Genomic DNA, 14143 nt, shown 5'->3' with positions numbered 1-14143 from the left:
GGTAGCAAATCCAATGCATAGCCGGATAGTGTCGTAACCACTATTCGGCCTTTTTTGGACCTGCTTTTCATACTTGAGCTAAGTCATTGCTTCTTTCATACGCGATCATCGATTTATTGGTTCAACAATTGGTTTATTTATTCATCATGCCTTCGGCTATGGTAGTACAATCAACCTTTTTTGGCTGTCGCTACTTTCGATCCTGAAGTTTAATCCACTTTTTTTCAGAATATTGAGCACCTTACTTAGGCTATTGTTCCGTTTAATTTTTCCGAAAAAATACGTTTCGGAAACCGCTCTGTCATATGTTACCTCGAGGTCATACCACCTGCTCAATTGATTCATCGCATCGCGCAGACTCGTTTCCTGGAAGCTGAACAGTCCATCTCTCCAATCGGTAAAGGGGGCCACATTTACGTCCTTCACTGACAATTCAGCGCCCCGCAAGGTGGCCTGCTGGTTTGGCTGCAATACCGTTGATGTGCGCTCTCCGGCGCTCACCACATTCACTTTTCCTTCCACCAGGGTGGTTTTCGTTTCCTCATCATCTGCATATGCAGACACGTTAAACTGTGTCCCCAGCACCTCAACCTCCTGCCCACGGGTTTTGACGATGAACGGAATTGCTTGTTTAGTGACTTCAAAATACGCTTCGCCCTCCAGTGCTACCGCCCGTGTTTTGCCGCTGAATTTAACAGGATAGGTCAACGAAGAAGCAGAGTTGAGCCACACCTTGGAGCCATCAGGCAGAATAATTTGATAGGTACCCCCTTTCGGGGTAGCAATGGACATGGGTTGTGCGGGCATGTCATCTCCGGTATGCTTATTGGCATCGGCAGCTGCCAGCACTATACTTCCGTCCACATACGTGATCTCGTCGCCCACCACCACCCCACTTTGGGCAGCATTCAGTTCCACTATGCGCCCGTCCCCCAACCTGAGCGTTGCGCGGTTCCCGCCAGGCAGCACCTCACCGCCATATTCGCTGATTAATTGTTCGGATGGTTGATCGTTTCTTCCTATTACCAAATAAGCCGTGATACCGACCGAAAGAATGGTCACTATGGCCGCCGCAATGGAGAGCCATCTTCGCGGAAATGACCGTCGTTTACTGATTTGAGCAGACAGCCGCTCGCCCACCTTATCGGTAAACGCGGCCACCTTTGCATCCAGCATGGCGTCTCCTTCGTCCTCTTGGAACAACGCTTCCCGAATGAGACTCCTTAATGCCGCTTCGTCATCATTCAAACCGAACCAGCGGAAAAGAATTTCGATCTCTTCCGGAGTACACGCACCGGACAAATATTTTTCGAATAAGGCATTACGAGATCCGCGATGCGCCATGGCGTTTATAAAATGGTTATTTACGCTAATACGGACGGCGTAAAAAAAATCACGGCTGCTTTTTTATTTTTCTGAAAAAAACCGAAAAAGGATAAGTAACATGTGTATGGTAGGTATCCGCCGGACGTTGGCTTTGAGGTACTGCATGGCTTTTTGGATATGGTCATTTACCGTAGTGGTGGATATGCCAAACTCCTCGGCTACTTCTTTATAGCTTTTGCCCTCCAGCTTACAGGCCAAGAATATCTTCTTTCGCTGGCTGGGCAATTGCGCCAGCAGGTGTTCTAAGAAAGCGCTGTCTTCTTTTTTCAGTAGCGCCTCTTCCACATGGGTGTACAGCTCTGTGTTTGCGGCAACGATCGTCTGGAGAACTTCCTTTTCTTTCGCGGCCTTTCGGAATAAATCATACACCATGTTTTCGGCCACCCGGTATAGATAGGATTTGAACGATTTCGTATGATCAATCGATGCCCGATGCTCCCAAATTTTGAGGAAAAGATCCTGCAAGAGTTCCTCTGCCAGGGTTTCGGATTTCAGTAACCGGAGCAGGCTTCGCCCTAATGGGTTTTTATATTTATCATAGATCCGCTGGAATGCCTGACTATCACCATCTCTCAACCGCAATAGCAGGTGGGTTTCCTCCGTCATAGTATGGGTGTCTGACATGCATTTCCTCTATCCAGTCGTAAAAGTAATGCAAATGCATAGAAAGAAAAAAGAAAATTTCGCCCTAATGATCAAAAGCAATTTACCTCCATACTTTCTTAACCTACATTAGCAGTATATTCAAACAACATTCCTAAGTTTGTGTTCAAACAAGCAATAATCATGGAATTAGGCATCAGCATGTTCGGCGATCTACAAGTGGATTCGCCAAGTGGCAAGTTTCAGTCTACACAGCAACGGCTTACGGAACTAATCGAGGAGATCAGGCTGATGGATGAAGTGGGGTTGGATTATTTTGGCATCGGCGAACATCATCGTCCGGACTATGCCGTACCCAGTCCGGAAATCGTGTTGGCAGCGGCTGCCTCCGTGACGAAAAAAATCAAATTAGGGAGCGCTGTCTCGGTATTGAGCTCGTCAGACCCGGTCAAGCTCTATCAAAACTTCGCGATGATCGATCTCCTATCCGGCGGGCGGGCGGAGCTGATGGCGGGCCGTGGCAGCTTCATTGAGTCGTTTCCGCTATTCGGATACAACGTAGAGGACTATGATGCGCTGTTTGCCGAAAAGCTGGACCTACTGCTCACCATCAATAAACAGGAGCGAGTGACCTGGCAGGGGAAATTCAGGGCCTCACTGACCGACCAGGCGGTGCTGCCCCGGGCCGTCGATAACGAGCTTCCCATCTGGATAGCGGTGGGGGGTACACCGCAATCGGTGGTACGAGCGGGCAAACTCGGCCTGCCGTTGATGATTGCCATCATCGGTGGGTCGCCGGCCCAGTTTCAGCCGCTATTCGACCTGTATAAAAAGACGTACCTGGAAAGCGGCCATGATCCCCTAGCCTTCCAAGTGGGTATTCACTCCCACGCCCTCTTTGGTGAGGATGCTTCCAAACTGAGTAACCATTATTTCCCCTTATATGCGGCGCAGATGGACCGGGTAGGAAAATCACGCGGATGGCCAGCTTATCAGCGTTCGCAATTTGACTTTGGAATGTCTAAACACGGCGCGTTGTTTATCGGTGAACCTGAAGCGATGGTCGACAAGATCCTTTATTATCAGGAACTATTTGGGCTGACCCGATTTGCGGCACACCTGGATGTCGGCGCGCCGCCGCATCGGGACCTCATGAAGGCTATCGAAATCTATGGCACGAAGATCGCACCCAAAATACGGACTGCGCTCGATGATCGTTGATCCAGCAGGGACAGTTGTCCCAGTTATTCGTTTGCGCGGCGCTGGTTTGCCCGCAGACTAGCCAGTATCTCCTCCCACGGGCGCACTTGGTGTGTCCGAGCCCATTCTTCCCAGGCAGTGACGAGTAAGGCCAGACGATCCGGCTCTTTCTCACTCAGGTCATTTAATTCGGTTCTATCTTTCGAAATATCATAAAGCTCCCATTTTTCCGGTTTGTTTTCCTCCCATTTCATCACCGCTTTGTAGTTGCCCAAGCGCACGGCTTTGTTCCCCTCATGCTCCCAGAAAATCGGTTGATCATGAATTGGCTCATCACTTCCTTTCAACAATGGAAGGAAGCTCTCTCCAACCATTGAAGGCACCGGCTTGCCATTTCGCTCTGATGGGTACGATGCACCTGAGATATCAGCAAACGTTGCCATGATATCGGGGAGAAAGCCATATTCGCTGATCAGTTTCCCCCGGAGAGAAGAGGAAATCCCTGCCGGCCAATGCGCTATAAGCGGCGACGAAATGCCGCCTTCATGTACCCAATGCTTGTATTCCCGGTACGGTGTATTGGATGCATTAGCCCAACTCTGACCATAAGTCAGGAAATACCCCTCTTTTGTTTCCAGCTGCTCAGACTTGCCCCCTCCCAGCATCCCTCCTTCAGCGCAGGCCCCATTGTCATTGATAAAGACAATCAATGTGTTTTCAAGCAATCCGTTCGTCTTCAGGTAGTCGACCAAACGACCGATGTTACGGTCCATCTGATCGACCTGTGCGGCGTAAATGGCACGCCTGAGCGCTAAATCGGTCCGTTTTTCCGAGCTCAACGTATCCCAGCCCAGCCCGTCAGCGGGACTTAATCGCCACGACGAATCAACCAGCCCTAATTCGATCATTTTCTCATACCGTTCGGTTCGCAGAGCTGCCCAGCCCTGATCATATCGGTCGCGATACTTGTCGATAACCGACTTCGGCGCCTGTAAGGGCCAATGGGGCGCTGTATAAGCTAAATAGAGGAAAAAAGGCGATTTCTTGTTTACGTCCTGTCCTTCATTGATGAAGCGGATGGCATAGTCCGTAAACGCGTCTGTCGTGTAATACGTCGAATCCTGCACGTCCACCGGATCATTGTCTAATGTAATTCCCCTCGGATGTACCGGCTGAAAATAATTACTGGCCCCATCCAATATACCATAAAACCGATCGAATCCCCGCTGCAATGGCCACTGCTCGCGGTGCTCCATTCCCAAATGCCATTTGCCGGCCATCAACGTGCGGTATCCCGCCGTCCTAAGCACCTCAGCCAACGTGTGTGTTTGTTGGCTGAGTTCTCCGCGGTATCCCGGTATGTGATAATCATGCACTTCGAAGTTTTCGGACGGATTGGTCATGTGCCCGATTCCGGTTTGATGCGGATATAACCCGCTGATCAGCGATGCTCTTGTTGGGCAACACCGCGCACCGTTATAAAATTGCGTGAATCTTACCCCCCCTTCGGCCAAACCATCTAGCACTGGTGTTTCGATTTCACCACCGTAACAACCGAGATCCGAATACCCCATATCATCTGACATGATCAGGATAATATTTGGCTTACTGCGTTCAGTTTTTGGCTGGCAGGATACCGCTGTGCATATCGTCAGTAAATAAATTATTAGCTCTTTAAAACGTATCATGATCGGTTATCGTGAATTTGCTTTTGTTTTCATCTTCCGTTTTCGTATAGCCTAGTAGCCCGGATTTTGTTTCAGCAGCGGATTCGCATCGAGTGCTGCTTGCGGAATAGGATACAGTGTACGGTACTCTTCAGCGTTCTCTACTCCCCGCTTCTTGGCAAATTCGACAAATTTTCCCATCCGGATGAGATCGGTTCGCCGGTGGCCTTCTTCGTAGAATTCCCATGCACGTTCTTGCAAGATATGATCTCTTAATGCCTCTTTCGTAGTAAAGTCTGCTAAGGATAAATCATGCACACCTGCACGCGCCCGCACTTGGTTGATCAGGTTGATTGCCTCCTCACTCGGGCCGTTCAGCTCGTTCAATGCTTCCGCCCTGGACAGCAGGATATCGGCATACCGGACCTCAGGCAAGTCATTGCCGTGCCGGTTGCCTTGCGCATTCACATCCGGCCAAAACCGGAACGAACGGATGTTATCTGCCGCATCATTCAAGAGGTCAACCGTTACTCCCTGGTCATTTACATACGCAGTCAGGATCGGTTCCCGGCGCTTGTCTTCAGGGTCGAACGAATTATAAAAACTTTCGCGGAGCCGATGCTGGGTGCCGTGATTTTCCCAAGAGGTGTTGACGACGTTTTTGTCTGGCCACGCTGCAAAGCCCGGGGGGAAGGCCCCTTCCATGTAATTCAAAGCAGGACCGTCCGGACTCAAGGGAGTTACCAGAATCATCTCGCTGTTGCCATCGTTCTCCGCCTTTAACAAATCTTCAAAGCTTGGAAAAAGACGATATTTATCCATACTGACCACGTCTTGGCAGGCTGCGGCCGCTTTCTCCCATTGTTTGCTGTTGAGGTAAAATTTGGCAAGCAACGCCCTAGCTCCGCCACTCGTAACCCGACCATATTGCGCTTCCGATCCCGGATCAGGCAAATCTGGAATCACCGCTAAGAGCTCCGATTCGATAAATTGGAGCATTTCCGCCGGATCAGCTTTGGGCATTTCCGCCGGATCATCTATACTGGTCCGGAGCGGTGTGGTGCCAAAATAAATGTATAGCCGATAGTATGCCCAAGCTCTTATAAACCTAGCTTCGGCAGTAAGACTGGCCTTTTTATCGTCGGCAATTCCGGCTATCAGATCCAGGTTGCCCAAGATGATGTTGGCATCCCGAATGGCATCATAATGCTTCCTATAGGCACCAATAAATTGATCCTGAGAGGCATCCCACGTCCAATTCATAATGGTTAGGGCGGTCCTATTCTCCACGCCGCCGGTTTGCCAAGAAAGATCTGCCGGCCACCCCTCAAACCGGGTTAGCCTGAATTTGACATTATCCCACACCATATTCCCATAGGCGGAAACCAGTACCTTCTCGATACCATTCGCGGAGGTCAGCACATCGCCCGGATCCAGCTCCGAATACGGTTGCTCTTCAAGCATGCTTTCACAACTTGCGAATATTGAGCACAGCAATATCATAAACGGGATAAAATGTTTCGTGTTCATGGTCGTTAATTATTTGTCAATCGCCTCCGGAATCTTCATAGCCGGAGCGGTCTTTCATGTCTATTATCTTTTTAAACTAAAAATCCACCCTCACGCCGATTTGGAATTTCCGCGCCAGGGGATAGGCGTTGTAATCAATCATTGCATTCGGATCACCACCGGAATTCAGCGCCGGATCAAACCCTGAATAATTGCTCCATGTCTTCAGGTTTGTCGCTGTAACGTACAGCTGTGCACTCCGCAACGCATTGCCGAACAATCGCGACGGGAAATCGTAGCTCAGCTGCACGCTTTTGAGCCGGATATAGGAGGCGTCTTCAACCGTCAACGAATTGACCACATTTTGACCCTGGCTTCCGGGGCTCACAAAAGAGGGATATTTATTAGATGGATTCTCCGGCGTCCACCGGTTCAGGTAGGGCTCGGCGTATTTATTCCGTCTATTTTGAAGTGGGAAATAAGTATCAACAAGGTTATTGTTAAGCATGTTGATTCCCTGAACCCCTTCTATAAATACCACCAAGCCGAAATTTTTATAGGAAATTGTATTGCCAAACGACAACGTGAGGTCGGGGAATGCGTTGCCCAAAATTACGCGGTCATTGGCATTGATCTCTCCATTTGCGTCTTGATCGACGTATTTGAGATCGCCGGGCTTAACGTTTTGTGTGGTCTGCGAAAAATCATCATTGGTCTGCCACACTCCCTCAACCTCATACCCAAAATATGACCGGAGGGGTTGCCCAACCCGGGTAATCAAAAAATTATTGGTGAAGCCCGATGCACCTGAAATAACCTGCAAGGTATTGCCAATGTCGGTGACTTCGTTATGGACCGTAGCCATATTCAGATTGGTTGTCCACCTGAAGTCTTGGCGGACGATATTTCTGGTTGCGACATCAAATTCGAAACCGTGATTGGCGATACTGCCAATATTCCGGATCTGTGATTGAAAACCCGTTTCCACGGACAGGGGGACCGCCATCAGCATATCAAAGGTCTTCTGTTGGAAATAATCAAAATGGCCAACCACGCGGCTGTTGAACAAGGCAAAATCAAGGCCGACATCCAACTGCTGGGATGTTTCCCACCGGATATCTTCATTGGGTAGCCGGGCAGGTGTCAGTCCAACCTGCTGTGCATCATTCCATATCGCTGTCGCACCACGGGCGAACGTGGTTATTGATAAAAAGTTGCCGATCGATTGATTTCCGGTTTGACCCCAACTGATTCTTGGCTTCAACTCGTTGATAAAAGAAACCTGCTCCATAAAGGACTCCTTGCCGAGGTGCCAAGCAAACGCAAAGGACGGGAAATACCCAAACTTATTGTTCGTACCGAACCGTGTGGACCCATCCGCACGCATGGTAGCGGTAATGAGGTACCGATCTTTAAACGTATAATTAGCTCGCCCGAAAGCAGATGCTAAGCTGTTGCTTTCCCTACTGCTTCCCAATGTAAAGGTTTCAGGATTGCCAAGCGCCATGTTATCTGTACCTGTGCCATCGGCAGGAAAACCCTCTGCGTGCATAGACAATCCCGAACTCTTAAATTTTTGTACTTCAACGCCCGCCAACAGGCCAAATTGATGCTCATTGAATGTTTCTGAATACCGGATGGTCCCCTCGACCACATGATCGAAGTTTTGGGTCTGACCGATGTCGGCAACGCCGCTCCTGGCAGCGCCTACCAGGGTTTGCCTGCTGATGTAGTTATCGTTACGATTATCCCCGATATCGAACCCTACGTTCAAACGGACACTTAAGTTCGGGAGAAAGTCATACTCACTGTATACGTTGCCGGCAAACTGGTTGATGCGCCGGCCGCGGTCTTCGCCTTCAAGTATTGCCAGCGGATTATTGATCGTCAGCAGGTCACTTGACGTAAATGAGCCATCTTCATTCCTTACCGGAAGCGTGGGATCAAAAAATAAGGCAGAATAGACCGCACCTGCATTCTCGTTAACACCCGCTTTATTGATTAATTGATCTTCTATATGTGCAAATCGGAGGTTTGTACCAAACTTGAATTTGTTTGAACCGCCATAGTTAAGGTTTATCCGCCCACCATAACGTTGAAAACTCGAATTGTGGATCACGCCGGTCTCATCGGTGGCATTCAACGAAACGTAGTAATTAAGGTCGTTTACCCGGCCACTGAATGACAGGGAGTGGTTATGCTCAAGCGCACCGGGATTGAAAATCTCAGCCATCCAATCGGTTCTAGCGCCGGTACTTTCTATCCTGTCTTCCGGATTGCCGCCGCCATCGTCGATAATCGCATTACTTACCGTCTGATATTGTTCTGGGGTGAGCAGGGTGATGTTATTGACCGGCTGATTAAAACTCGCGCTACCGTGATAATTTACCTGCAAAGGGGAATTGCCCCCCTTTTTGGTGGTCACCATGATGACGCCACCTGCTGCCCTCGAACCATAGATTGCCGTAGCCGAAGCATCTTTCAACACCTCGATCGACTCGATATCATCCGGATTAAACGTACGTAAGCCGCCGGCCATCGGTGATCCGTCTACTACCCACAACGGCCCCGTGCCGGCGCTGATGGAACCGGACCCCCGGACACTGATCGAGTAGCCCCCTCCCGGTTCCCCCGAACTTTCGACCACACGCACACCGGGTAACTTCCCCTGGATCAGTCCCTGTACGCCGCCGCTTTGCCCGGGGTTGAAATCTTCGCTTTTAATGGTGGATACCGACCCCGTCAAGTCACTCCGTTTGACCGTTCCGTATCCGATAACCACGACCTCATCCAAGTCGCTAACCGACGTTTTTAAAACTACCTTGATGGTCGACCGACCATTGACCGCTACTTCCTGGGCATCGAATCCCATCAGCGAAAACTCCAGCACGGCCGCTTGATCCGGTACTTTTATCCGGTAGCTACCCGACTCGTCCGTAGAAGTAGCCAATGCAGTGCCTTTTAGCGCTATGGTCGTTCCCGGGAGTGGCACACCTTTTTCGTCAGTAACCGTCCCCGTAATCTCCCGTTCTTGGACCAGTGGCTTCCCGTCCGCAGCTCGCTGTTCCTTCCGTGAGATCAGCACCCGCTTGCCACGGATTCGGTAGTCCAAAGGTTGGCCATCAAAACAAAGGTCGAGGACTTCATTAAGCGAAGCACCGCGGACATCCAAACTGACCGGTTGCGCGGCCTTCAGATCATCAGTCAAAAACAGGAAATGATAGCCCGTCTGCCTGCGTAATTCGGCAAAGACTTCGCGGATCGGCGCATTGCTGACATCAATCGTTGCCTTTTGCGCGTAAACCGCAGCACCCGCCTGCGCCATGGCGGCCATAATCAAAACGATAGTTATTTTAAACATGATCAAAAGCTTAATAAGCTGATGATTAGCGAATATTTTGCACCCCAGTGCAATACAAAATATATACATTTGCAATACAGTTTTTAATTGCGATAATGATTAACAGATCCATTCGTAGTTAGCCTGTGTAGGCGATTCTGCCAAACCGGCCGGATGTGTTAGCAGCACTTCCGGCTTTTTGCCGTAGAGGATAAACGTTACACGATCATTTGAGCTGTACCTCCTTTCCGTCTCGTTCAAATTTTATCTGACCCACGGTCTCCAGATCGGCTAGTAGCTCGTCTACACCAGCTGTAATGGGAAAACTCCCACCGAACCGCTTAGCCGACACGTCTGCGCCGATCGTGACCCGTATGTCATACCAACGTGCTACACTCCGCATCACCGCCTGGATATCCATATCATCAAAAATGAAATAACCGCTCTTCCAAGCCAGCGCCTGTTCAACGCCGCCACGCCGTCTCTCGATTTCCCCGCTTTTTCCTACAATGGCTTGGTCGCCGGGCGATAACGCCGCCTCCCTTGCGCCCGACCGGACGGTCACACCACCTTCCACCAACGTGGTGGTCACCCCGTTGTCGGAAGCATAAGCCGAAACGTTAAACCGGGTTCCTGTTACGACGATCGAAGTTCCATTGGCTACCACCTCGAATGGACGTGTTTCATCTTTGGCGACCTCAAAATAAGCTTCGCCGTTGAGTTCCACGCTCCTTTTGCCTCCGGTAAAGATAACGGGATAAGTCAAGGTCGTAGCCGTGTTTACCCACACGTCCGTACCATCGGGCAATGTGAGCTGGAATTGCTTGCCATTAGGGATATGGATGGTATTCATGGGCTGCTTTCCATTAGCCGGTACCACTTCTCCCGATTCAGGGTGTGCATATACCAGTTTTCCCGCATCAAGTTTAATGATTTCTGACCCGCTTGCTACGCCAACTACCCCCCTATCGAGACTGTCCAAGCTGATCACCGAACCGTCGGCCAGTGTTAAGCGGACACCGTCGGCAGGGAAGGCCGATGTTTCCGTAATCCGAAGTGGTTTGTCAACAGGACCGGTAGTTCCATCACGGAAAAACCACCAACTACCAATGGCAACCGAGAGGGATACGGCGACTGGCCAATACCAATGCATATACCTTACCGACCTCCTAGAGCCAAACCGTCGCTCATCGATGGCTTGTTTGATCCGGATTCCCATTAACACCTTTTCTTCCTCACCGCTCCATTCCCAATCGCCCACGATGGGGTTATGAAGAACCAAATCCTCTAGAAACATACGCTCGTTTTCGGTACAGTCACCATCTGCGTAGCGACGCAATAGCGTTCTGAATGCCTCGTGTTTCATATGGGTTTATATTTGGTGCTGCACTAAAGAGAGTATAAAAACTAGCCCATTGGGGTATCCATTCGTTAAAAAAACTGCTAAATAATTGGTAATCAAAAAGAAAATTTAACAGAAATTATCGGACATGGTCAAAAGGAGGGGGTAAGGGATATACCCGTCATTCAGTTTCAGCCGCAGGTGTCTCAAAGATTTACTGATCTGTTTTTTTACGGTTTCATCGGATATGTTGAGTCGTTCGGCAATCTCTTTGTACGAGAGATGCTCCCTCCTACTCAATGTAAAGACCTCGCGCATCCGCTCCGGTAATTTATCAACCTCTACATCAATAAGTTGGGCCAATTCTTTTGTATGTATACTCGCCAACATATCTGTGTTGCCTCCACCAAAATGGTCCATAAGCCGCTGTTCAAATTGGGTACGCTTAAGTCGCTCGCGAAAACGTTTGAATGCGAGGTTACGGGCAATCACGAGTAGATAAGACCTTACCGACTTGAACTGACTCGCATCGAAATCACCTTCCCAAAACATGATAAACGTATCTTGTACCACATCGGCGACATCCTCTTCGTCAGGAAGAATACGCACGACATACCGGAACAACCGTTCCCAATGCGTATCATACAGCATCGAAAAAGAGGTTTCTCTTTCGGCACTAACATACGGGATACGGTATTTTCGGTTATATTTGGTTTTCATCAACGATGATGTGTTTATTAGCCAATCCGGTCAGCTCCACCAAACTTAGGTAAATTCCTGTTATATAAAAAAATAGTTACCTGAATTTCTTAATTACTTCAATAACCGTTAAACAGGGATGACCTACAGGGCTTCAAACGCTTCGGGAAACGTAAATCCGAACCGCTCGGCTGCAACGGGATTGTATACGCGTTTTCTCACCTTAAGCATTTCAACCCCCAAACCCTCGGTGGACTGCGTTTTTAAGTAGGTGGCCGCTTGCGCACCACTTTGGTATCCCCATTGGTAAATGTCAGCGCCAAAAGCGGCAACGGCCCCCCTGGCCACTAAGCCCGATTCGCTCGTGAACACCGGCACTCCCCTGTCATTGCAGTTTTTGAGAAGGGTTTCAAATGCCGCAAACACCGTATTGTCAGGATTGGCGAAAAAAGCATCGATGTTATTGGCCAGCAGCGCGCGGACGACCAGCTGTGCCTCCGCCGAACCGTTGAGCGGCAGGGCTTCCAGCTGTACATTCATGCGTTGCGCGAGCGCGGCAATGCGTTCATACGCCTCCATCGATTGCGGCTCGGATTGGTTGTAAATCATACCGACAGTCAATTTACCGTTCTTCGGCTTTACCGTTTCGGTAATGATCGCAAAGGACGTATCAATGTAATTCAGGTTTTCACCCGTACCGAACAGATTAGCAGGCGGGTTTCCGCTGGCATCCAATACACCCAGGATATCCGGCATCGCTGTTACCGTTTGAAAGACCGGTATATCCTTGCTTCGCTGCACCGCAGCCAGTGTAGCCAGCGTGGTACTGGTACCGATCAGTTCCACCTGCTGGCTATTCAGGTAACTCACAATCTGGTTGAGGGTTGCCGCATCGCCCTGCGCGTTCCGGTGAATAACCTCCAGCGTACCGTCCCCCTCCTGGTACCCGCTATCCCGCAAGGCATCTATAAATCCCTGCCGGGCTGCAGCGATCGTTGCATCCTCAAAAGCTTCCACAAAGCCTACGACGGGCGCACCGTCTTGCCGGTTGGATTGGCAAGACATCATCAATAATCCTAGAAATAATGCCCATACGGCATAACGGCTGTTCATCATCGTAGCAAACTTAGCCATTTGCCAAATAATTTCCCTTATCTTCAGCAAAAATCCGTAACCTTACTGCATGGCGTTCTGGCAGAAAAAATTAGTGCAACGACGACCTTTCAAGGTAGGGCTTGTCCTTTCGGGAGGGGGACTAAGAGGCATCGGTCACCTGGGAGCCATCAAAGCGCTGGAAGAGCACGGTATCCGACCTTCCGTCATTTCCGGATGCAGTGCCGGAGCCATCATCGGCGCATTCTATGCGGCGGGGTATACCATCGATGAACTGCTGGACATCGTACAGGGCAATGACTTGTTTCCTGCCACAAGTTTTCGCCTGCGCATACCAGGTTTTATCGATACGCGGTTCCTGATGCGTTTGATGCAAACACACCTGCCCGATAACACCTTCGAGTCCTTGAAGATCCCACTATATGTCGCTGCCACCAATCTGATCACTGGCAAAACTGCCTACCTCCACACCGGCCCGTTAGATAATGCGCTGCTCGCTTCATCCAGTATTCCGCTGATGTTTCCGGCGGTACACCGCGATGATACGGTCTATTACGATGGCGGTGTGCTGGACAACTTGCCCGTGCAACCATTATTGGGTCAATGCGATCAACTGATCGGCGTGCACGTCAACGCACTGGACCACGTGGCATCGGAACAGTTGACCCCCACTAAGACGCTCGACCGCATCATCCACCTCGCCCTTGGTCAATCCGTGGCCCATAACGCGGCCAAATGTGATCTGTTTTTTGAGCCGCCTAACATGCTCCAATTCGGCGCGTTCGGCAAAAAAGACCTGCTGAATATCTATGAGCATGTATATGCGCACGCGTCCCGGCAGCTGGCAGGCAGCTGACAGTCCAAAATAATGTACCTTTGCCGATGGACATAATTGCGATGCTATGATAGCTCAACTATTCGGTACGATTTTCGGGGCCACCGCCGTGATTTTAGGTGCATTCGGGGCCCACGCCCTCAAGAAGAAGTTCACACCAGAACAACAGGACAGCTTCGAAACCGGTGTGCGCTATCAGTTTTACCATGCGCTGGTCCTGCTTTTCGCCGGCTTCGCCCAGTCGGCCGGTTTAATCGAACCGGGTGCATATGTGTGGTTATTCATCAGCGGCACTATTCTATTTTCGTTCAGCATCTATGGATTGTGCTTGAGCGGTGCCTTCGGCACCAAATGGCGTTTCCTCGGACCGGTGACCCCATTGGGAGGGCTGTTGCTGGTGGCGGGGTGGGTAGTGTTGTTGGTGGAGATGTTGGAGGAATAAAATTCCA

General features: G+C 50.0%; 11 protein-coding genes. 3 read left to right on the top strand and 8 right to left on the bottom strand.

Annotation, left to right across the window (positions count from 1 at the left end):
• Positions 1–156: 156 nt before the first annotated feature.
• Positions 157–1344, bottom strand: a complete 1188-nt coding sequence (locus ACMGDE_RS06695; protein WP_436831996.1) for a FecR family protein — start codon at positions 1342–1344, stop codon at positions 157–159.
• A 63-nt stretch (positions 1345–1407) separates the two neighbouring features.
• Positions 1408–1992, bottom strand: coding sequence for an RNA polymerase sigma factor (locus ACMGDE_RS06690; protein WP_436831995.1), 585 nt, complete (start codon positions 1990–1992; stop codon positions 1408–1410).
• 180 nt (positions 1993–2172) lie between these two features.
• On the opposite strand from ACMGDE_RS06690, the gene ACMGDE_RS06685 reads away from it, so the two are divergent.
• The gene (locus ACMGDE_RS06685) at positions 2173–3210 is read left to right on the top strand and encodes an LLM class flavin-dependent oxidoreductase (protein ID WP_436831994.1); all 1038 of its coding nucleotides are present in this window, start codon (positions 2173–2175) and stop codon (positions 3208–3210) included.
• 23 nt (positions 3211–3233) lie between these two features.
• Here the strand turns inward: ACMGDE_RS06685 and ACMGDE_RS06680 are convergent, their stop codons facing one another.
• The 6 genes from ACMGDE_RS06680 to ACMGDE_RS06655 form a co-directional block, all read right to left on the bottom strand.
• Positions 3234–4877, bottom strand: a complete 1644-nt coding sequence (locus ACMGDE_RS06680; protein WP_436831993.1) for an arylsulfatase — start codon at positions 4875–4877, stop codon at positions 3234–3236.
• Between the two features lie 51 nt (positions 4878–4928).
• Positions 4929–6320 (bottom strand): RagB/SusD family nutrient uptake outer membrane protein, encoded by a 1392-nt coding sequence (locus tag ACMGDE_RS06675; protein ID WP_436831992.1) that lies wholly within the window; start codon positions 6318–6320, stop codon positions 4929–4931.
• Between the two features lie 142 nt (positions 6321–6462).
• Positions 6463–9726: a TonB-dependent receptor gene (locus ACMGDE_RS06670; RefSeq protein WP_436831991.1), complete on the bottom strand. Its 3264-nt coding sequence runs from the start codon at positions 9724–9726 to the stop codon at positions 6463–6465.
• Between the two features lie 205 nt (positions 9727–9931).
• Positions 9932–11071, bottom strand: coding sequence for a FecR family protein (locus tag ACMGDE_RS06665; protein ID WP_436831990.1), 1140 nt, complete (start codon positions 11069–11071; stop codon positions 9932–9934).
• A 105-nt stretch (positions 11072–11176) separates the two neighbouring features.
• Entirely contained in the window at positions 11177–11767 is a 591-nt protein-coding gene (locus ACMGDE_RS06660) for an RNA polymerase sigma factor (RefSeq protein WP_436831989.1), read from the bottom strand.
• Between the two features lie 123 nt (positions 11768–11890).
• Positions 11891–12880, bottom strand: a complete 990-nt coding sequence (locus tag ACMGDE_RS06655; protein WP_436831988.1) for an ABC transporter substrate-binding protein — start codon at positions 12878–12880, stop codon at positions 11891–11893.
• A gap of 73 nt (positions 12881–12953) precedes the next feature.
• On the opposite strand from ACMGDE_RS06655, the gene ACMGDE_RS06650 reads away from it, so the two are divergent.
• Together ACMGDE_RS06650 and ACMGDE_RS06645 are read left to right on the top strand one after the other, a co-directional pair.
• Positions 12954–13715, top strand: a complete 762-nt coding sequence (locus ACMGDE_RS06650) for a patatin-like phospholipase family protein (protein ID WP_436831987.1) — start codon at positions 12954–12956, stop codon at positions 13713–13715.
• A 46-nt stretch (positions 13716–13761) separates the two neighbouring features.
• Entirely contained in the window at positions 13762–14136 is a 375-nt protein-coding gene (locus tag ACMGDE_RS06645; protein ID WP_436831986.1) for a DUF423 domain-containing protein, read from the top strand.
• Positions 14137–14143 lie beyond the last annotated feature (7 nt).

The organism is Parapedobacter brassicae, from assembly GCF_051400755.1.
In the GTDB taxonomy this organism is placed as follows: domain Bacteria; phylum Bacteroidota; class Bacteroidia; order Sphingobacteriales; family Sphingobacteriaceae; genus Parapedobacter.
The sequence above is the reverse complement of the archived record's forward strand: the minus strand, read 5'-3'. Positions and strand labels throughout refer to the sequence as shown.